16 protein-coding genes and 5 tRNA genes are annotated in these 19,662 nt (G+C 58.9%); 8 read left to right on the top strand and 13 right to left on the bottom strand.

Annotated features, from left to right (window positions below):
- Positions 1–112: 112 nt before the first annotated feature.
- The 9 genes from ABTV22_RS09745 to gltX form a co-directional block, all read right to left on the bottom strand.
- Positions 113–1,072, bottom strand: a complete 960-nt coding sequence (locus ABTV22_RS09745) for a tRNA dihydrouridine synthase (protein WP_175388346.1) — start codon at positions 1,070–1,072, stop codon at positions 113–115.
- Between the two features lie 168 nt (positions 1,073–1,240).
- Positions 1,241–1,678: an acyl-CoA thioesterase gene (locus ABTV22_RS09740; RefSeq protein ID WP_433739718.1), complete on the bottom strand. Its 438-nt coding sequence runs from the start codon at positions 1,676–1,678 to the stop codon at positions 1,241–1,243.
- A 49-nt stretch (positions 1,679–1,727) separates the two neighbouring features.
- Positions 1,728–2,561, bottom strand: a complete 834-nt coding sequence (locus tag ABTV22_RS09735) for an alpha/beta fold hydrolase (RefSeq protein WP_433739717.1) — start codon at positions 2,559–2,561, stop codon at positions 1,728–1,730.
- A gap of 28 nt (positions 2,562–2,589) precedes the next feature.
- Positions 2,590–3,129, bottom strand: a complete 540-nt coding sequence (locus tag ABTV22_RS09730; RefSeq protein WP_433739715.1) for a TetR/AcrR family transcriptional regulator — start codon at positions 3,127–3,129, stop codon at positions 2,590–2,592.
- Positions 3,130–3,313: 184 nt separating this feature from the next.
- A tRNA-Glu gene (locus ABTV22_RS09725) sits at positions 3,314–3,389 on the bottom strand.
- Positions 3,390–3,468: 79 nt separating this feature from the next.
- A tRNA-Ala gene (locus tag ABTV22_RS09720) sits at positions 3,469–3,544 on the bottom strand.
- Positions 3,545–3,597: 53 nt separating this feature from the next.
- Positions 3,598–3,673 (bottom strand) — tRNA-Glu (locus ABTV22_RS09715).
- A 79-nt stretch (positions 3,674–3,752) separates the two neighbouring features.
- Positions 3,753–3,828 (bottom strand) — tRNA-Ala (locus ABTV22_RS09710).
- Positions 3,829–4,075: 247 nt separating this feature from the next.
- On the bottom strand, positions 4,076–5,557 hold the full coding sequence (gltX, locus tag ABTV22_RS09705; protein ID WP_433739713.1) for a glutamate--tRNA ligase: 1,482 nt from the start codon (positions 5,555–5,557) through the stop codon (positions 4,076–4,078).
- 231 nt (positions 5,558–5,788) lie between these two features.
- On the opposite strand from gltX, the gene ABTV22_RS09700 reads away from it, so the two are divergent.
- Entirely contained in the window at positions 5,789–6,877 is a 1,089-nt protein-coding gene (locus ABTV22_RS09700) for an HlyD family secretion protein (protein WP_433739712.1), read from the top strand.
- A gap of 49 nt (positions 6,878–6,926) precedes the next feature.
- Positions 6,927–8,417 (top strand): MDR family MFS transporter, encoded by a 1,491-nt coding sequence (locus ABTV22_RS09695; RefSeq protein WP_433741350.1) that lies wholly within the window; start codon positions 6,927–6,929, stop codon positions 8,415–8,417.
- Between the two features lie 131 nt (positions 8,418–8,548).
- Here the strand turns inward: ABTV22_RS09695 and uvrB are convergent, their stop codons facing one another.
- Entirely contained in the window at positions 8,549–10,564 is a 2,016-nt protein-coding gene (gene uvrB / locus ABTV22_RS09690; RefSeq protein ID WP_433739710.1) for an excinuclease ABC subunit UvrB, read from the bottom strand.
- Positions 10,565–10,899: 335 nt separating this feature from the next.
- On the opposite strand from uvrB, the gene ABTV22_RS09685 reads away from it, so the two are divergent.
- The 3 genes from ABTV22_RS09685 (at position 10,900) to ABTV22_RS09675 (ending at position 12,748) form a co-directional block, all read left to right on the top strand.
- Positions 10,900–12,096 (top strand): amino acid aminotransferase, encoded by a 1,197-nt coding sequence (locus ABTV22_RS09685; protein WP_433739708.1) that lies wholly within the window; start codon positions 10,900–10,902, stop codon positions 12,094–12,096.
- Positions 12,097–12,341: 245 nt separating this feature from the next.
- Complete coding sequence (locus tag ABTV22_RS09680; RefSeq protein WP_433739706.1) at positions 12,342–12,551, top strand: hypothetical protein; 210 nt, start codon at positions 12,342–12,344, stop codon at positions 12,549–12,551.
- A gap of 121 nt (positions 12,552–12,672) precedes the next feature.
- Positions 12,673–12,748, top strand: a tRNA-Asn gene (locus ABTV22_RS09675).
- An 84-nt stretch (positions 12,749–12,832) separates the two neighbouring features.
- Here ABTV22_RS09675 and ABTV22_RS09670 read toward each other — a convergent pair.
- From ABTV22_RS09670 to ABTV22_RS09660, 3 genes are all read right to left on the bottom strand, one after another.
- The gene (locus tag ABTV22_RS09670) at positions 12,833–13,828 is read right to left on the bottom strand and encodes an AraC family transcriptional regulator (protein ID WP_433739704.1); all 996 of its coding nucleotides are present in this window, start codon (positions 13,826–13,828) and stop codon (positions 12,833–12,835) included.
- Between the two features lies 1 nt (position 13,829).
- Complete coding sequence (locus tag ABTV22_RS09665) at positions 13,830–14,843, bottom strand: AraC family transcriptional regulator (RefSeq protein WP_433739702.1); 1,014 nt, start codon at positions 14,841–14,843, stop codon at positions 13,830–13,832.
- 259 nt (positions 14,844–15,102) lie between these two features.
- A complete protein-coding gene (locus ABTV22_RS09660; RefSeq protein WP_433739700.1) occupies positions 15,103–16,353 on the bottom strand; it encodes an OprD family porin in 1,251 nt (416 codons plus the stop codon).
- 360 nt (positions 16,354–16,713) lie between these two features.
- Between ABTV22_RS09660 and antA the strand changes: the two genes are divergently transcribed.
- The 3 genes from antA to antC are packed head-to-tail and all read left to right on the top strand — an operon-like array spanning position 16,714 to position 19,654.
- On the top strand, positions 16,714–18,117 hold the full coding sequence (antA, locus tag ABTV22_RS09655) for an anthranilate 1,2-dioxygenase large subunit (protein WP_433739698.1): 1,404 nt from the start codon (positions 16,714–16,716) through the stop codon (positions 18,115–18,117).
- A 2-nt stretch (positions 18,118–18,119) separates the two neighbouring features.
- Positions 18,120–18,611 carry an anthranilate 1,2-dioxygenase small subunit gene (gene antB / locus ABTV22_RS09650; RefSeq protein ID WP_433739696.1) on the top strand — a complete coding sequence of 164 codons (492 nt, stop codon included), beginning with the start codon at positions 18,120–18,122 and terminating at the stop codon, positions 18,609–18,611.
- Between the two features lie 20 nt (positions 18,612–18,631).
- Positions 18,632–19,654, top strand: a complete 1,023-nt coding sequence (gene antC, locus ABTV22_RS09645; protein WP_433739694.1) for an anthranilate 1,2-dioxygenase electron transfer component AntC — start codon at positions 18,632–18,634, stop codon at positions 19,652–19,654.
- The last annotated feature ends 8 nt before the right edge of the window (positions 19,655–19,662 follow it).

Here is a 19,662-nt window from a genome sequence, read left to right as displayed (position 1 = left end):
ATCTCCTGAAAACAATCAGCAAGGTTTTTGTCTCCGCGACCCGAATTCGGCATCGCGTAATCCTTAGATAGGGACCGCTGATTGCTTTTCAAGAGATTGTTTTTAGATTTTTTCAGGCTGCTTCAGCCACCTGCAAGCCGAGCAAACGCGATACCTGATCCAGTTCAGTTTCGCGGCGCAGGACGGTGAACAGCTCCACTGCTTCGGGATAATTGCGGGTCAGCATCGCCAGCCACTGCTTCAAGCGGCCCGGCGATTGGCGTGGTGTCATCTGCGCTTTGGCTTGCAGCCAGAAGTCCTGAAGCAACGGCAGCAACTCGGCCCAGGTCATTTCGACGACCTCCTCACCCGCCCGTGCCGCGGCGATTTGCCGGGCCAGGTCCGGGCGAGACACCAGGCCGCGGCCCAGCATGATGTCTTCCACGCCACTGATTTCTCGGCAACGGCGCCAGTCTTCGACGCTCCAGATATCACCATTGGCGAACACCGGCACCTTGACCACGTCCTGCACGCGCGGAATCCACTCCCAATGCGCCGGTGGCTTGTAACCGTCGGTTTTGGTCCGCGCATGGACCACGATGTGCTCTGCTCCGCCTTCGGCCAGCGCCGTGGCGCACACCAGCGAACCGTCCGGGCTGTCGAAGCCCAGGCGCATCTTGGCCGTCACCGGAATGTGTGCCGGAACGGCACGACGGACATGCTCGACGATCCGGTTCAGCAGCTCTGGCTCCTTGAGCAACACCGCACCGCCTCGGGACTTGTTTACGGTCTTGGCCGGGCAACCGAAGTTAAGGTCGATCACTTCGGAACCCAACTCGCAGGCCAAGGCAGCGTTTTCCGCCAGGCACACCGGGTCCGAACCGAGCAATTGCACACGCAGCGGCACACCTGATGCCGTGCGGGCACCGGTCAGCAGCTCAGGACCGAATTTGTGGAAATAGGCAGGTGTCAGCAGTTGATCGTTGATCCGAATGAATTCGGTCACGCACCAATCGATACCGCCCACACGGGTCAGCACGTCGCGCAAGATGTTGTCGACCAACCCTTCCATGGGCGCCAAAGCAATTTGCATGAAAAACACACTCAACGAAAAACGGGGGGCAGTTTACTGGTTTCGGCTGGCAGAAGGTATTTCGTCAGACGGGACGATGGTGTTTTTGCAGACGCCTTCGCGGGCAAGCCTCGCTCCTACAGATTGCATCGAACCTGTAGGCGCGAGGCTTGCCCGCGAATGAAGCGATCAGATCGCAACTTGTAATGCCGGGCCGTAGCCCTCGATGAACTCGGCGGGCATGCGCTTGGGCTTGCCGCTGGACATCTCAATGCAGACGAAGGTGGTTTGCGCACGCAGCAACGTCGAATTGTCGCTGGGACGCTTCAACTGGAAATGGCGAGTCATTTTCAGGCGCTGATCCCAATCGACAATCCAGGTTGCCAATTGCAACTCATCACCTTCATAGGCAGCCGCCAGATAGTCGATTTCGTGCCGCACCACCGCCATTGCCCGGTCCAGCCGACGGTACTCAACCAGGTCCAGGCCAAGGCGTTGAGAGTGACGCCAGGCGCAGCGCTCGAGCCAGGTCACGTACACCGCGTTGTTGGCGTGACCCAGCCCGTCAATGTCTTCGGCGCCCACCTGCAGATCAATGATAAATGGCGTTGCCCGATCCCAGCCCATGCCTCACTCCCGGTCAGATTTTTTTCGACTGGGGCAGTGTAACGGAAGCTCAGGCCGATTGGCGCGATTGCAGACTGCGACCAGCCAACAGTGATAACACGCCATCAATCACCCGGGGATCGGCGAGGACACGCTGATGACCACCCTCTTCCAGGCGCAACAACCGACTGTCGAACCAGGCTTCGTGGATCAGTTGCGACTCCTTGACCGAGACAAAGTTGTCGTCCTCGGCATGAACGATCAGGCCAGGCATATCCAGTTGATAGTGCGCGACATCCAGTGTGGCGGCGCGCATGCCAACGTCCTTCTCGACCTGACGAATGAAGGCGGAACGGGCTTTGGGCGGCAATCGCACATAGCGGGCGAAACCGCGCAATACGCCAAGAATCCGCGCCGGCGCGGCGATGCTGACCAGGGTTTCGGTGCGCAGGCCCAATTGCACGGCAAGCATGGCGCTGGCACCCCCCATGGAGTGACCGATGACCGCTTGCAATGGCGGCAACTCGGCGGCGGCCTCGAGCATGGCGCGGGCGAACAGCACCACATTGGCCTCCGTCCCTGGTGAGCGACCGTGTGCCGGACCATCAAGGGCAACCACGGTGTAACCGGCATCGACCAGCGCGGTGATGAGGCTGGCAAACTGTGTCGGCCGACCTTCCCAGCCGTGCATCAGCAATACCGTCGGCCCCTGCCCCCAACGCAATGCCGAGAGACCGAAACGTAGAGTGATTCGTTCGGATTTGGCCAGCAGCGGCAATTCCCAATCACGCGGCGGAAAATCCCGCGGCGTCATGAACGCCAGTCGCATTTTGCTGGCGACCAGTTTCGGAGCAAACCAACCCAGGGTGCCATTGACGCCACGAACCCATTTCAACGTGCTCATCGCTCTCTCCCAAGGCTTTGCCTTCAGGTCAACGCACCGCCGATTTGGCAGCGCGAAGCAATCGGTCGGATAAATCACCTGGACCCAGCGCCCGTGCGAGCGCCAGGCCACCCACCATCAAGGCCATGTCGGCCAATGCTTTGTCGGTATCTTCAGGACTGGCCGCCAACTGCGCGACCATCAGTTCCAAGTGCTCGTTCAACGCGATTCGAAAGTCCTCGGGCAGACGTCCAAGTTCCCCGATCGAAGCCGGGATCGGACACGCAGACTCGCTGGAATCCCGGTGTTTGCGTGACAGATAGAACGCAGCAACTAAGGCGCGACGCTCTTCACCGGTCAACTCGGCATCCATGTCGGCAATCAAGTCACGACGGCGACCCAGCAATTGCTTGAAGGCCTCCAGCATCATGGCGTCCTTGCTTTCGAAGTGCGCATAGAAGCCACCGACGGTCAGGCCGGCTGCCCCCATCACTTCGCCCACGCTCGGTTCGGCCGGACCGCGCTGAATCAGCGCTGCACTGGCGGCCTTGAGGATGCGTTCGCGGGTTTGAGCTTTTTTATCGTTCATCGTTGCCTCCGAATATTACGACTAGAATATTATTCTCATAATAATTTTCTGCAAGTCGTGGATGTGACCGCTGGTCTGAAGAACAGTTTGAGAGAAAGAGGGAGATTTGGCCAAACGCCAGACAAACAAAAGGGCCATTCAATAATTGAATGACCCTTATAAAATCCCGCAGAGCGGGTAATCGTGGCGTCCCCTAGGGGACTCGAACCCCTGTTACCGCCGTGAAAGGGCGGTGTCCTAGGCCACTAGACGAAGGGGACACAAACCCTTCTATACAATTGATCAGTGCTGAGAGCTGATCGATTCAAGGCCGGTGTGGCCAGACCTTGAACTGTAAATTGGTGGAGCTAAGCGGGATCGAACCGCTGACCTCCTGCATGCCATGCAGGCGCTCTCCCAGCTGAGCTATAGCCCCAGATTTTTCGCCTCGCGGCGGAGCGACATTTTGCAACATCGCTTCTGTAAAACTGGCGTCCCCTAGGGGACTCGAACCCCTGTTACCGCCGTGAAAGGGCGGTGTCCTAGGCCACTAGACGAAGGGGACGAAAACCCTTCTATACAACAGATCAACGCTGAGCGTTGATCGCTTCAAGGCCGGTGTGGCCAGGCCTTGAAGTGTAAATTGGTGGAGCTAGACGGGATCGAACCGTCGACCTCTTGCATGCCATGCAAGCGCTCTCCCAGCTGAGCTATAGCCCCTCATCGTTGATGTCATCGCTGAGGACGGGGCGAATCTTAAGGGCGTATCGAAAGCCTGTCAAACTTATTTTTCAAAAAATTTAAAATTTTTTGTCGGCATTACAATCACTTACCGCCCTCCCCCCGAGAATCCGGGGATTTCTCCAACTGTAGGAGCCGGCTTGCTGGCGAAGGCGGCCGCAACATCGATGCAAGCAGCAAGGTCGCTTCGCCAGCAAGCCGGCTCCTACAAGTCAAAGGTGAGCAATCAGGCGATCGCGCCCAACAGCTTTTCCCACTCTTTGTTTTCTTTCTTCGACACGCCGCCCAGCAGGTCAATCGCCTGGCGCAAGCGGAAACGAGTCAGGTCCGGGCCGAGGATTTCCATCGCATCGAGCACCGACACCGAGCTGGCCTGCCCAGTAATCGCCGCGAACATCAGTGGCATGGCATCACGCAGCTTCAATTGCAGCGATTCGACCACGGCCTGAATCGTCGCGGTGATACTGTCCTTCTCCCACTGACGCAGGCTTTCGAGCTTCCACAGGATCAACTGCATCAATTGACGGACCTGATCACCCGAGAGTTTCTTCGATTCGAACAGCTTGGCATCCGGATTCACGCCACCGGCGAAGAAGAAGCCGGCCAGTGGTGCGACCTGGCTGAAGGTTTCAACCCGCCCTTGAACGTGCGGTGCGATCTTCATCATGTATTCGGAGTTGAACGCCCACTTCTGCACGCGCGCGGCGAACTCTTCCACCGGCAGGTCACGCAGCCATTGACCGTTGAGCCACGACAGTTTCTCGATATCGAAAATCGGCCCACCCAGGGAAACGCGCTTGAGGTCGAAGTTATCGACCATTTCCTGCAACGAGAACTTCTCGCGCTCGTCCGGCATCGACCAGCCCATGCGGCCCAGGTAGTTGAGCATGGCTTCTGGCATGAAGCCCATACGCTCGTAGAACGTCACCGACGTCGGGTTCTTGCGCTTGGAAAGCTTGCTCTTGTCCGGATTACGCAGCAGCGGCATGTAGCACAGCTCCGGTTGTTCCCAGCCGAAGTATTCGTACAACAGGATCAGTTTTGGCGCCGATGGCAGCCACTCTTCGCCACGCAGCACATGGGTGATGCCCATCAGGTGGTCATCGACCACGTTGGCCAGGAAGTACGTCGGCAGACCATCGGTCTTCATCAGTACTTGCATGTCCATGCGATCCCACGGGATTTCGACATCGCCGCGCAGCATGTCCGGCACCACGCAGACGCCTTCGCTCGGCACCTTCATACGAATCACGTGCGGCTCGCCGGCAGCGAGACGGCGCGCCACTTCTTCCTTGGACAGCAGCAACGCACGGCCGTCGTAACGCGGGGTTTCGCCACGCGCCATCTGTTCAGCGCGCATCTGATCCAGTTCTTCGGCGGTGCAGAAGCACGGGAAGGCATGGCCCATGTCGACCAGTTGCTGGCAGTACTTCTGGTAAATATCGCCACGCTCGCTTTGACGGTAAGGACCGTGCGGGCCGCCGACGTCCGGGCCTTCGCTCCAGTCGATCCCCAACCAACGCAGCGCGTCGAAAATCTGCTGCTCGGACTCGCGAGTCGAGCGCAGCTGGTCGGTGTCTTCGATCCGCAGGATGAACTCACCGCCGTGCTGCTTGGCAAAGCAGTAGTTGAACAAGGCGATATAGGCGGTACCTACGTGGGGATCCCCGGTAGGCGATGGCGCGATGCGAGTGCGGACGGTGGTCATGGCATGTCTCGAAAAGAATGAAAAGCAAAGAACAATCAAGCCGCGAATGGTAACAGGCGACACCCACCCCGCTCCAGCGGACAGGGCATTTAGGCCAAGGTTGCGTCTGAAATGCCCGTATGATGCGGTGAATGGCCAAATATCAAGCGATGGCATTTACCGCTCATCGGCTGTATGCCAGATTCACCTGCTGATAACTTTCCTTACATATTCTCGACTACAGTTTGCCCCATGCCTGCCCAACTCAAGCGTCGCCTTTCCATTTTCCTGTTGATTGTCCTGCTGATTGCCGGGAGCTTCTTCGCCCATTGGTTCTTCAAGGGACGCTTTTATGAAAGCACGGACAACGCCTATGTCCAGGGCGAGATCACCCGCATCTCAAGCCAGCTGGGCGCGCGCATCGATCAGGTACTCGTACAGGACAACCAGCACGTCGAGAAAGGCCAGTTGTTGATCAGGCTCGAAGGCGATGATTTCCGCCTCGCCGTCGACCGCGCCAACGCCGCCCTCGCCACCCGCCAGGCCGAACGCCTGCAGGCCCAGAGCAAACTGACCCAGCAAGGCAGCCTGATCGCCGCCAGCGAAGCACAGGTCGCCTCCAGCCAGGCCAGCCTGGGCCGCACACAGATTGATCTGAGCCGGGCAGAAACCTTGCGCAAACCCGGCTATGTGTCAGAAGAACGGGTCACCACCCTCTCCGCCGAATCCCATATCGCCCGCTCCCAACTGAGCAAAGCCCAGGCGGACGCCCAGGCCCAACGCCAGCAAGTCAACGCGTTGAGCGCCGAAATCAAGCGACTCGACGCACAGATCGCCAATGCCAAGGCCGACCTGGCCCAGGCCGAACTGAACCTCACGCGCAGTGAAATCCATGCGCCTATCAGCGGCCTGATCGGCCAGCGCGCGGCCCGCGAAGGTCAGTACGTGCAAGCTGGCGCCTACCTGCTGTCGATCGTTCCCGATGAAGACATCTGGATCCAGGCCAATTTCAAGGAAACCCAGATCGGCCAAATGCAACCCGGCCAGAAAGCCGAACTGATCTTCGACGCCTATGGCGACACGCCGATCGAAGCCCGGGTCGACAGCCTGTTCGCCGCCTCGGGTGCGCAATTCAGCCTGTTGCCGCCGGACAACGCCACGGGCAACTTCACCAAAGTCGTACAACGGATTCCGGTCAAATTGACCTTCGCCGCTGACAACCCGTTACGCGGCAAAATCCGCCCAGGCATGTCGGTGACCGCCAAGGTGAACATCAAGGACGCGCCGGAAGATGTCACCCACAAAGTGAGCAGCAAAGACGCCCAAGACGATGGCCGGTGATCAACTGATCCGCCCGGTCGGCGAACCGAGCCGGCGGGACTGGATTGCAGTGATGAGCGTGATGCTCGGTGCCTTCATGGCGGTGCTCGATATCCAGATCACCAACTCCTCGCTCAAGGATATCCAGGGCGCGTTGTCGGCGACCCTGGAAGAAGGCTCGTGGATTTCCACTTCCTACCTGGTGGCGGAAATCATCATGATCCCGCTGACCGCCTGGCTGGTGCAGTTGCTGTCGGCGCGGCGTCTGGCGGTATGGGTGTCCCTCGGTTTTCTTGTCGCCTCGCTGCTGTGCTCCATGGCCTGGAGCCTGGAAAGCATGATCGTCTTCCGCGCGCTTCAGGGTTTTACCGGCGGCGCGCTGATTCCGCTGGCGTTCACCCTGACCCTGATCAAACTGCCTGAACATCACCGCGCCAAAGGCATGGCGATGTTCGCCATGACCGCCACCTTCGCCCCCTCCATCGGCCCGACCCTCGGCGGTTGGCTGACCGAGAACTGGGGCTGGGAATACATTTTCTACATCAACATACCGCCCGGCCTGCTCATGATCGCCGGCCTGATGTACGGCCTGGAAAAGAAGGAAGCGCACTGGGAATTGCTGAAAAGCACTGACTACGCCGGGATCGTCACCCTCGGCGTTGGCCTGGGTTGCTTGCAAGTATTTCTGGAGGAAGGCCATCGCAAGGATTGGCTCGAATCGGAACTGATCGTGACGCTTGGCAGCATTGCCCTGATCAGCCTGATTACCTTTGTGATCGTGCAGTTTTCCAAGCCCAATCCACTGATCAATCTTGGCATTCTGGGCAATCGCAACTTCGGCCTGTCCAGTATTTCCAGTGTCGGAATGGGCGTCGGCTTATATGGCTCGATCTATCTGCTGCCGCTGTATCTGGCACAGATCCAGAACTACAACGCCCTGCAGATCGGTGAGGTGATCATGTGGATGGGCGTGCCACAGCTGTTTTTGATTCCATTGGTGCCCAAGCTGATGAAGTATGTGTCACCGAAATGGCTGTGCGCCGTGGGCTTCGGCCTGTTCGGCCTGGCGAGTTTTTCCTCGGGGGTGCTGAACCCGGACTTTGCCGGACCGCAGTTCAATCAGATCCAGATCATCCGGGCGCTCGGGCAGCCACTGATCATGGTCACCATCTCGCTGATCGCCACGGCGTACATCCTGCCCCAGGACGCGGGGTCCGCGTCGAGCCTGTTCAACATCCTGCGCAATCTGGGCGGTGCCATTGGCATCGCCCTCCTCGCCACACTACTGGATGCACGCACCAAGACCTATTTCGACTACTTGCGCGAGTCCATTGTGCCGAGCAATCCCCAGGTCGCCGAACGTCTCGCTTCACTGACCCAAACGCTGGGCAGCGAAACGGCAGCACTGGGCAAACTCAGCGAGATCGCCCACCAGCAGGCGTCGATCATGGCCTACAACGACGCGTTTCATTTTGTCGGGATTGCGCTGGGGATCAGCATGCTGGCGGTGTTGTTGACCAAAAAGCTGCCGGCGGGGTTGAAGGCTGGGGAAGCGCATTGAGACCGTGTCGTGGCCTTCGCGGGCAAGCCTCGCTCCTACGGGGTTTGTGTCGTTCGAGTAATAGATGAACGACACAAATCCCGTAGGAGCGAGGCTTGCCCGCGAAGAGGCAAATCAAAACACTACAAGACTCAAACCGTAATCAGTCGCTCACGCAACTTGGCAATCTCGTCGCGCATCTGTGCCGCTGCCTCGAATTCCAGATCGCGAGCGAGCTGATACATCTTCTCCTCCAATGCCTTGATGCGCTTGGCAATCTCGCCCGGCGAACGCAATTCGGCTTCGTACTTGGCGTTTTCCTCGGCAGCCTTGGCCATACCCTTGCGCTTCTTGCTGCGCGAACCCGGCACGGTGGCGCCTTCCATGATATCGGCGACGTCCTTGAACACCCCTTTGGGCGTGATGCCGTTTGCCAGGTTGAAGGCGATCTGCTTGTCGCGGCGACGCTCGGTTTCACCGATCGCGCGCTCCATGGAGCCAGTCATGCGATCCGCGTACAGGATCGCTCGACCGTTGAGGTTACGCGCGGCCCGGCCAATGGTCTGGATCAGCGAACGCTCGGAGCGCAGGAAGCCCTCCTTGTCCGCGTCGAGGATCGCCACCAGCGAGACTTCCGGCATGTCCAGACCTTCGCGCAGCAGGTTGATCCCCACCAGCACATCGAACGTGCCCAGGCGCAAATCACGAATAATTTCGACCCGTTCAACGGTGTCGATGTCCGAGTGCAGGTAGCGCACGCGCACGCCGTGGTCAGCCAGGTAATCGGTCAGGTCCTCGGCCATGCGTTTGGTCAGCGTGGTGACCAGCACCCGCTCTTCGACAGCCACGCGCTTGGTGATTTCCGACAGTAAGTCATCGACCTGGGTCAGTGCCGGACGGACCTCGATTTGCGGGTCCACCAGACCAGTGGGGCGCACCACCATGTCAATGACGCGACCGGCGTGTTCGGCCTCATAGTTGCCCGGCGTTGCGGAGACGAAAATGGTCTGCGGACTCACGCCTTCCCATTCGTCAAAGCGCATGGGCCGGTTGTCCAGTGCCGAAGGCAGACGGAAACCGTATTCCACCAGCGTCTCCTTGCGCGAGCGGTCGCCTTTATACATGGCGCCGACCTGCGGCACGCTGACGTGGGATTCGTCAATGACCAGCAAGGCATCGGCAGGCAAATAGTCGTAGAGCGTCGGTGGCGCAGCGCCAGCCGGTCGCCCGGATAAATAGCGCGAGTAGTTTTCGATACCGTTGCAATAACCCAGCTCCAGGATCATCTCCAGATCGAAACGGGTGCGCTGCTCCAAACGCTGGGCTTCGACCAGTTTGTTGTTGGTCCGCAGGTATTCCAGACGCTCCTGCAGCTCGACCTTGATGCCCTCAACGGCCTCGAGCAAGGTTTCCCGCGGCGTGACGTAGTGGCTTTTGGGATAAAACGTGAAGCGCGGCAGCTTGCGCAGGACCTCGCCAGTCAGCGGATCGAACGCCGACAGGCTTTCCACTTCGTCATCGAACAGTTCGATGCGGATCGCTTCAAAATCCGATTCTGCGGGATGGATATCGATCACATCGCCACGCACGCGGAAGGTCGCTCGGGCGAATTCCATGTCGTTGCGCGTGTATTGCAAGTCGGCGAGACGACGCAGCAGTGCGCGTTGATCGAGCTTGTCGCCCCGATCCACGTGCAACACCATCTTCAAGTAGGTTTCCGGGCTGCCCAAGCCGTAGATGCACGACACCGTGGTGACGATGATGGCGTCTTTGCGTTCCAGCAGTGCCTTGGTGGCAGACAAGCGCATCTGTTCGATGTGATCGTTGATCGAGGCGTCTTTCTCGATGAAGGTGTCCGAAGACGGCACATAGGCTTCCGGCTGGTAGTAGTCGTAGTAGGAAACGAAGTACTCGACGGCGTTGTTCGGGAAAAACGTCTTGAACTCGCCATACAACTGCGCCGCCAGGGTCTTGTTCGGCGCCAGAACCAGCGTCGGGCGCTGCACTTGGGCAATTACATTGGCGATGCTGAAGGTCTTGCCCGAGCCGGTTACACCGAGCAGCGTCTGGTGCGCCAGGCCGGCTTCGATGCCCTCGACCATCAGGCGGATGGCTTCCGGTTGATCGCCGGCAGGCGCGAAGCGGGTGACTAGCTGAAATTCAGACATTCAAAACCTCTGGATCACGCTTGCCGGCAAAACCGGCAGGAACGAGGAAGACCGCAAACGACCGATGTCGCCCGAGGAAAAAACTGGATTGTGCTCAATGTGGAGCCGATTGCCATCGCTTTCAAGGCAAACGTCCTACATCGCGCAAAACCTTTGCCGACGCCATTCGACTAATGGTCGCAAAATAATCGGAAAAACTTACCTCAAAAGCCGAATCGCCTGTCGCCATCGATCGTGGATGACCTCTATACTAGCTCCCCGTTTGTGCACCGCTCTAGTGCATTCGGCTGGAGCGCGACACGTCCCTCCACTCTCCATTCAGAGCCGCCGCAATAATGAGCCTGTTCTCCGCTGTCGAAATGGCACCACGCGATCCAATCCTGGGCCTCAACGAAGCATTCAACGCCGATACTCGTACCAACAAGGTCAACCTGGGGGTCGGTGTTTACTGCAACGAGGAGGGGCGAATTCCACTCCTGCGCGCCGTTGTCGAAGCCGAAACGATTCGCGTCGCTCAACACGCTTCCCGCGGTTACCTGCCGATCGATGGCATTGCAGCCTACGACCAGGCCGTACAAAAATTGCTGTTCGGCAACGATTCGCCACTGATCGCTGCTGGCCGCGTTATCACCACGCAAGCCGTTGGTGGTACGGGCGCACTGAAAATCGGTGCCGACTTCCTCAAGCAACTGCTGCCGAACGCTGTCGTGGCGATCAGCGACCCGAGCTGGGAAAACCACCGCGCTCTGTTCGAAACCGCCGGTTTCCCGGTGCAGAACTACCGCTACTACGACGCCGCGACTCATGACGTGAACCGCGTCGGCATGCTCGAAGACCTGAACGCGCTGCCAAACGGCTCGATCATCGTGCTGCACGCCTGCTGCCACAACCCGACCGGCGTCGACCTGAACCCGTCGGACTGGAAAAACGTGCTGGAAGTCGTAAAAGCCAAAGGTCACGTACCGTTCCTCGACATGGCCTACCAGGGCTTTGGCGATGGTATCGACGAAGATGCGGCTGCCGTGCGCCTGTTCGCCGAATCGGGCCTGACCTTCTTCGCTTCCAGCTCGTTCTCCAAATCCTTCTCGCTGTACGGCGAGCGCGTTGGCGCCCTGTCGATCGTCAGCGAGTCGAAAGAAGAAAGCGCGCGCGTGCTGTCGCAAGTCAAGCGCGTGATCCGCACCAACTACTCCAACCCGCCGACCCACGGTGCAAGCATCGTCGCTGCCGTGCTCAACAGCCCGGAACTGCGCGCCCAGTGGGAAGCCGAACTGGCTGAAATGCGCCTGCGCATTAAGGGCATGCGTACCCAGATGGTCGACCTGCTGGCGCAAAACGCCCCGCAGCGCGATTTCAGTTTCGTGGGTCGTCAGTGCGGCATGTTCTCCTACTCCGGCCTGAGCGTTGAACAAGTGCACCGCCTGCGCAACGAGTTCGGCATCTATGCCCTGGACACCGGCCGTATCTGCGTGGCCGCGCTGAACCAGAGCAACATCAAGGTTGTGACGGATGCGATCGTTCAGGTGATCTGAACCGCGGCGTGACACGAAAAACGGGAAGCCAGTTGGCTTCCCGTTTTTTATTTGCGGCAGATAAATCTCAAAGCAGAGCCCCACCCCTCTAAACTTCACAACAATCCAAGGTGGACTGTGGCGAGGGGATTTATCCCCGCTGGGGTGCGGAGCGCCCCTGAAAATGGGACTGCTGCGCAGTCCGACGGGGATAAATCCCCTCGCCACAGCCCACATTCGATTTATGTACACCCGAGAGAACCGACATGAAAAACGATAACCTGCGCGCCGACCGCGACGATCTGGACGATTTGGACGATTTCATCCCCCGCACCCCGACCAAACGCGGCAATAATCTGGTGCTGCAAATCGCGACGGGCGTGTTCCTCGGCGGACTGGCGCTGTGGCTGGTGCAATTGGGCGCCACCGCGCTTTACGCCAAACTGTTGCTCGGCACGATTACCTTCGGTGGTTAGGCCGATTTGATGCCGTTGCGCGAAGACCGTTTGATGTTGTTCAACCGTCCGTCTCCCGGATTTCGTCAAATTGCTATCAAGCGCTTGACTTCTCTTTTTGAATCAGTAACATAGGCGCCATTCCGCGATAGCTCAGTTGGTAGAGCAAGTGACTGTTAATCACTGGGTCCCTGGTTCGAGTCCAGGTCGTGGAGCCAGACAAGGTTCAGAGAAGGCTTTCAAAATCTCTGAACACAAAAAACCCGCCTTCTGGCGGGTTTTTTCGTTTTGGCACTTTCTGCTTATGCCTGAGACTTCATCGTCTGCTTCGGCAACTCTCCAAAGCGCTGCCGATAGTAATTGGCAAACCGCCCCACATGCCCAAACCCGAATTCCAGCGCCACCTCAGTCACGCTGCAATAGGGCCTCGCCAGCAAGTACTCCCGAGCGGCTTCAAGCCGCAATCCGCGCAAGCGATCCATCGGGCTTTGACCGTATTCGCGCTGACACAAGGTGTTCAAACTGCGAATGCTGACCCCGACCGCCCCTGCCAGATCAGCCAAAGTGATGCCCTGGGCAAGGTGCTCGCGCATACAGGCGTCGATCTTTTGCAATTGGCGAGTGGGCTGGCGCGGCAACGAAGACGCTTGTTGCGCCTCACCACAATGGCTGAGCAGAAACAGCGGCAGGCTTTGCTCCAGATGCTGTAACCAGCGCGAAGGCGTGGCGCTGGCCTCGCCGTCGGGCAGGTGCTCCAGCAACTCGCTGACCAGACGAAACCAGCGCATCGCCAGTGGCCGTTGCAAGCGGCTGACCGGCGCCAGCGTGAAGCCCGATGGCAAATCGTCGGCCAAGGTTCTCTGGCTGGCGTCGATCAATGCCCGCGGCAGTTTGAGGATCAGTTGCTCGCAGCCCTCCTCCCACACCACCCGCGCCTGCTCACGTGGGGATAGAATCGCCACCTCTCCGGGGCTGACGCCATAGCCCATGCCATCGGACTCCAACGTGGCACTGCCACGCAGGGGCATCTGTACCAGCACGAAATCTTCGAAAGGCTGCGGCCGAATTTCTACTTGGCCGCCGTAGCGCAGCGCATACAGTTCGCAACTGGCGACCTGCCCACGATAGAACGCGGTATCGACGCCCCCCTGCGGCCACACCAACTCATGTTCCACCAAGGCTTGCCCCATCAACCGTTGGGTTTCCTGTGCCGAACGGCTGGTGAAGACCGGCTCGCGGCACATCAGCGACAAGTTCAGGCCCACGGTGTTGGCGGTCGCCGCATGTAAGGTCGTCATTTCAAAGCGACCGGTTGCGACGGGCTTCGCTGCGTTGCAGGGTGGCACTGGGCGTTTCGTTGAACAGCTTGCGGTATTCGCTCGCGAACCGACCCAGGTGCGAAAACCCCCAGCACATCGCGATCACGGAGATGTTGCGCACCGAGGCGTCTTCGAGGATCTCCTGGCGCACAGCACCGAGGCGAAACTTTTTCAGGTAAGCCATGGGCGAGACCCCCAGGTGCTTGCGAAAGCCTTCGAAGAGTTTGAAGCGAGACACCCCTGCCGCCGCCTCGATGTCTTCCAGATGGATGTCTTCGCGGGCGTTGCTTTCAATGAAGTCCTTGGCGCGCACCAGGTAATACGGCAACTTGACGCCCAGTTGGTCACGCAGCTCGGCGCTGTAGTTGTTGGGCTGAGAAAGGATGAGGCCCTTGATCAGCGCGCTCTCGATATCACGGGTGAAAAACACCTGATTGTACAGGTCGTGGCCCCGCTCCAGCTCATCGATGTAGTAACGGGCCAGCCGCCACCAGGAAGCAGAGGCGCCATTGACCGCGTCCATCACCGGCTCGAACTTCAGCGGCATTTCCAGCGGTCGTTGCAGCATGCCCTCCAGGGTTTGGCGCATGGCCATGCGGGTAATCACCACGGAGATCTTGTGGCAGTCGCCAGCCATGCTCAGTGCCTGAGTTTCGTAGGGCGTTACGATCAACCCCTGATCCTGATTGGAGTGCAATCGGCGGCCATCCTTGAGCAGTTCCTGCTCGCCGCGAATGGGCAGGCTCAGACTGTAGCTATTGAGGTGTTCGGCATCCTCGACGCCGATAGTCACATCGGTGCCGTATTCCATCCGGCCCAAGGTCGTGGACATGGATTTGAACACATTGGCCGTATGGTGAAACTGAATCCGGTTCGGCTGCGGGGTCTGCAGCTCGTGCGGCCCACAAATGCCGGCCATCCATGCACGGGCACCGGCCAGGTCATAGCGATCTATGCGGATATCTCGAAACTGAACAACATTTGGTTCGGTCATGACAGTACACCCACGGCAATGGACATCGACACGCTCTTCGGCGCGTATTTTCATTGAATCTGCAAGGGCTATGCCCAGCCGGTGCGAATAGGTGATATCCGCACTTTTCGGCTAGTAAACGGAAACTATCCGGATATCGAACCCGTTGCTTAGCGTTGACGCGCACAGCAACGGTACACGGAGTGGTCGGCCCCCTGGAAAAAGCTCTACCCAAGGCGTCACTTCAGCGCACAGCCGTGTTCGATTTCAGGGCAGGACGTTACCAAAATTTCCAGGTGTAGGTGGTGATCAAACGGTTCTCCACCCAGTCATTGCCGTGGCTGAATTTGGCGACGACGTTGCCGGCCTCCACGCCCACGCCTTTGAGCGGGCCGCTTTGCACGACATAAGACAACACCAGGTTGCGCTCATGTTCCGCCGCCTGGCTCAGGTTGTCGCCGCGATCCACCGACGTGCCCTTGAAGTAACGGGTCATGAAGTTCAGGCCCGGCACGCCGAGGGCGGCGAAATCGTAGTCGTAACGCAGCTGCCAGGATTTTTCGTTGGGCTTGATAAACCCCACTCGCGACCAGTTCACCAGGAACGGCTGCGGCACATACCCGCCCAAGGTCGGGAAGTTGCTGTCGCCGAGCATGCGCTGGTATCCCACGCCGAATCTGTGTCCGTTCTTTTTCAAAGAGGTCATGGCGCCGTAAGAGCGGTTGTCGATGTCGCCGTAAAGGGCATCACCGTCTTCGTTGTTATTGAAATAGCGCAGGTCGGTCCTCAGCGCATAACCATCGCCCAGGTCTGCCAGATGAGTGATGCCCAGGTAGTGCTGCTGGTAGATGTCTTCCAGCTGCGCGTAGAAGTAGGTACCGGTAAGTGACGGTGTAAAGGCATAACTGGCTCCAGCCAGGTTCATGCCATCACTGCCGTGGCGCACACCGGAGCCTGTCTGCAGGTAAAGCTTTTCGTAGTTGGAGGAGTTACGCGCACCGATCTCTGTCAGCCGCCCGGCAGTCAACGTCAGGCCGTCGACTTCCTTGGACTCGAGCAGGCCGCCGCGATAGGTCGTGACCAACTGGCGAGAGTCATCGATGATCACCACCGGCAGAACCGGCCGTAGCTCACCCACTTTCAACTCGGTTTTCGAATAACGCATTTTCAGCGTCACACCGCCGCGGCCATATTCATCAGCCTGCTCCTGGCGGCTTTGGCTGTATGGGATGATGGTGTCATCACCGCGCCCGCCACCGCCGTCCAGCCGGTAGGCGTACTGCACCTCTGCATCCACACCGAACTGTACCGGGCCTTCGGTATAGCCGGAGGCGAAACGCAGGTCGAAACCCTGGGTCCAACTGCCCACCCGCGAATGAGGCGGGTTGTCCTCCTTGTAGTCCCGATCGATGTAAAAGTTACGGGTACCAAGGGTCAATTTACTATCACTGACCACATCCGCCTGTGCCAACAATGGCGTCAACAAGCCAACTGTTTGAACCCCCCAAACTATCCAATTCTTATGCAACATATTATTTCTTCCCCAGCCGCGTTTATAGCGACATATGAATAGAAGGCACTTCTGGTACAGAACCCAGCGCCATGAGCAATGGCAGTTTTTAGTCACCTGAAGCGAGACACTCTGGTGGTGCTTCGAATGAAATTAAGCCGCAACAAGTTCCTCAGCGGCTATCCCGTTACTGAAAGACAAATAGCCGTTTGCTCAGCCGCCAGGCGCGACGAAAACCTTTATTTATAAGGGTGAACCGCCAACAAACGAGATTCATGGCTTATTTTCCGGATGCGTTTCCACTAATAAGCGGATAGACCCTTTCCGTCACCCCGTCATTAAATGAAGGCATGAATTAACCCATTGGCCGAGGACTGGGAAATGACAACTGCACGAAGTGTCGAACAGTGGAAAAGTTATATAGAAAGTTGCCTGGACTTCCGCCCGAAAGACGGTGTTTATCGCATTGCCCGCGATATGTTTACCGACCCGGAATTGTTCGATCTGGAAATGGAGCTGATTTTCGAGAAGAACTGGATCTACGCCTGCCACGAAAGCGAGATCGCCAACAATCACGACTTCATGACGATGCGTGCCGGTCGCCAGCCGCTGATCATCACGCGCGACGGTGAAGGTCGCCTCAACGCCTTGATTAACGCCTGCCAGCATCGCGGCACCACCCTCACCCGTGTCGGCAAGGGCAACCAGTCGACCTTCACCTGCCCCTTCCACGCCTGGTGCTACAAAAGCGACGGCCGACTGGTGAAGGTCAAGGCACCGGGGGAATACCCCGAAGACTTCGACAAGGCCACCCGCGGCCTGAAAAAAGCCCGTATCGAAAGCTACAACGGCTTCGTCTTCGTCAGCCTCGACGTAGAAGGCACCGACACCCTGGAAGACTTCCTCGGTGACGCCAAGGTGTTCTTCGACATGATGGTGGCGCAGTCGCCTACCGGTAAGCTCGAAGTGCTGCCGGGCAAATCGACCTACACCTACGATGGCAACTGGAAACTGCAAAACGAGAACGGCCTGGACGGGTACCACGTCAGCACTGTCCACTACAACTACGTGGCCACCGTGCAGCACCGCCAGCAGATCAACACCGAAAAAGGCCTCAACGCCAGCGGCACCCTGGACTACAGCAAGCTGGGTGCCGGCGACCAGGAAACCGACGACGGCTGGTTCGCTTTCCACAACGGCCACAGCGTGCTGTTCAGCGACATGCCCAACCCTGCCGTGCGCCCGGGCTACGCCTCGATCATGCCGCGCCTGATCGAAGAACATGGCCAAGGCAAGGCCGAGTGGATGATGCACCGTCTGCGCAACCTGAACGTCTACCCGAGCATGTTCTTCCTCGACCAGATCAGCTCGCAGCTGCGCATCATCCGCCCGCTGGCCTGGAACAAGACCGAGATCAACAGCTTCTGCCTGGGCGTGGTCGGCGAATCGGACGCCGATCGGGAAAACCGTATTCGTCAGTTCGAAGACTTCTTCAACGTATCGGGCATGGGCACCCCCGATGACCTGGTGGAGTTCCGTGAAGCCCAGCGTGGCTTCCAGGCACGCCTGGAGCGCTGGAGCGACATTTCCCGCGGACAAGGCAAGTGGGTCGAAGGCGCCACCCGCAACAGCGAAACCATTGGCATCGCCCCGGCACTGACCGGCACCGAGCTCACCCACGAAGGCCTGTACGTCAACCAGCACGCCAACTGGCAGCGGTTTTTGCTCGACGGCCTGGCGCGCAAGGCGGCGGAACAACAACCCTTGAAACTGCGTGAGGTGTGAACATGAATTCGCAACTGCAATACCGCGTCGAGCAATTTCTCTACCGTAACGCCGAGGCCTGCGATGCCCAGGACTGGGACACTTACCTGGCCATGTTCAGCGACGATAGCGAATTCCACCTGCCGCAATGGGATTCGGAACACGTCTACACCACCGACCCGAAAAAAGGCATGTCGCTGATTTACTACCCCAACCGAGGCGGTCTGGAAGACCGGGTGTTCCGTATTCGCACCGGCAAGGCGGCATCGACCATCCCGATGCCGCGCACCCTGCACATGGTCAGCAACGTGCGCATCGCGCCGCTGCCGGACGATGAGCTGGAGGTTCGCGTCAACTGGCACACCCTGTACTACCGCATGCAAACCGCGGAGCAGTTCTTCGGCCGTGCCACCTACCGTCTGCGCCCCGACGGCGAGAGCTGGAAGATCGCCCGCAAACACGTCGTGCTGCTCAATGACACGATCAACTCCGTGCTCGATTTCTACCATCTCTGACCCCCTGCGGATTAACGCTCATGACGTACAAGGTCGCCTTCAGTTTCGCCGATGGCAAAACACTCTTCTGCAACGTGCAGAACAACGAAATCCTGCTCGACGCGGCCCTGCGCAGCGGAATCAAGATTCCGTTGGACTGCCGCGAAGGGGTTTGCGCGACCTGTCAGGGCCGCTGCGAATCCGGGCAGTACACCCAGGACTACGTGGACGATGAAACACTGTCCGCCAGCGACCTGGCCGAGCGCAAAGTGCTGACCTGCCAAACACGCGTGCAGTCAGACGCCGCCTTCTACTTCGACTTCGATTCCAGCCTCTGCACCAGCAGCGGCCCGAGTCGCCTGCAAGGCACGGTGAGCGAGGTCCGGCTGGTCTCCCCGACCACCGCCATCGTCCACGTGGAAGTCGGCGCAGCGGGCGCGGCACTGGACTACCTGCCCGGCCAGTACGCTCGCCTGCAAGTACCGGGTACCGAGCATCGGCGTTCGTATTCCTTTGCCTGTGCACCGGGCAGCAGCCATCTGCAGTTTCTCATTCGCTTGCTGCCCAGCGGCGTGATGACCGACTACGTGCGCGATCGCTGCCAGGTCGGTGACGTGATTCACATGGAGGCGCCCCTGGGTGCCTTCTATTTGCGCCATATCGACCGCCCGCTGGTGATGGTGGCCGGCGGCACCGGGCTGTCGGCGTTCCTCGGCATGCTCGAGCAAATTGCCAACCAGCACGGCTGCGGTCATCCGGTGCACCTGTACTACGGCGTGCGCGAGGCCGAAGACCTGTGCGAGATCTCGCGCATCGAAGCCTATGCCGCACGCATCCCGGGGTTGCGTTTCACACCCGTGGTCAGCAACCCCAACCCCGACTGGCCGGGCAAGACCGGCTATATCGCAGAACACCTTGAGTTGGCCGAGCTGCGTGACCAGCCGTTCGATCTTTACCTGTGCGGCCCGCCGCCGATGGTCGAGTCGATCAAGGACTGGCGCCAGCAGCATGGCCTGGATCAAAGCCGTCTCTACCTGGAGAAATTCACCGAAAGCAACAGCTGACGCAGCAC

Origin of the sequence: Pseudomonas putida (assembly GCF_050990305.1) — a bacterium.
Lineage (GTDB): Bacteria > Pseudomonadota > Gammaproteobacteria > Pseudomonadales > Pseudomonadaceae > Aquipseudomonas > Aquipseudomonas putida_AH.
Note: the sequence above shows the minus strand (reverse complement) of the source record. Positions and strands in the feature narration are given on the sequence as shown.

Bases quoted from the DNA above. Each gene is read 5' to 3' on its own strand.
- ABTV22_RS09740 (WP_433739718.1), bottom strand. From the start codon at position 1,678: ATGGGCTGGGATCGGGCAACGCCATTTATCATTGATCTGCAGGTGGGC.
- ABTV22_RS09660 (WP_433739700.1), bottom strand. From the start codon at position 16,353: ATGTTGCATAAGAATTGGATAGTTTGGGGGGTTCAAACAGTTGGCTTG.
- ABTV22_RS09670 (WP_433739704.1), bottom strand. From the start codon at position 13,828: ATGACGACCTTACATGCGGCGACCGCCAACACCGTGGGCCTGAACTTG.
- ABTV22_RS09665 (WP_433739702.1), bottom strand. From the start codon at position 14,843: ATGACCGAACCAAATGTTGTTCAGTTTCGAGATATCCGCATAGATCGC.
- antC (WP_433739694.1), top strand. From the start codon at position 18,632: ATGACGTACAAGGTCGCCTTCAGTTTCGCCGATGGCAAAACACTCTTC.
- uvrB (WP_433739710.1), bottom strand. From the start codon at position 10,564: ATGTCTGAATTTCAGCTAGTCACCCGCTTCGCGCCTGCCGGCGATCAA.
- ABTV22_RS09680 (WP_433739706.1), top strand. From the start codon at position 12,342: ATGAAAAACGATAACCTGCGCGCCGACCGCGACGATCTGGACGATTTG.
- ABTV22_RS09685 (WP_433739708.1), top strand. From the start codon at position 10,900: ATGAGCCTGTTCTCCGCTGTCGAAATGGCACCACGCGATCCAATCCTG.
- antA (WP_433739698.1), top strand. From the start codon at position 16,714: ATGACAACTGCACGAAGTGTCGAACAGTGGAAAAGTTATATAGAAAGT.
- ABTV22_RS09735 (WP_433739717.1), bottom strand. From the start codon at position 2,561: ATGAGCACGTTGAAATGGGTTCGTGGCGTCAATGGCACCCTGGGTTGG.
- gltX (WP_433739713.1), bottom strand. From the start codon at position 5,557: ATGACCACCGTCCGCACTCGCATCGCGCCATCGCCTACCGGGGATCCC.
- ABTV22_RS09730 (WP_433739715.1), bottom strand. From the start codon at position 3,129: ATGAACGATAAAAAAGCTCAAACCCGCGAACGCATCCTCAAGGCCGCC.
- ABTV22_RS09700 (WP_433739712.1), top strand. From the start codon at position 5,789: ATGCCTGCCCAACTCAAGCGTCGCCTTTCCATTTTCCTGTTGATTGTC.
- antB (WP_433739696.1), top strand. From the start codon at position 18,120: ATGAATTCGCAACTGCAATACCGCGTCGAGCAATTTCTCTACCGTAAC.
- ABTV22_RS09745 (WP_175388346.1), bottom strand. From the start codon at position 1,072: ATGCAAATTGCTTTGGCGCCCATGGAAGGGTTGGTCGACAACATCTTG.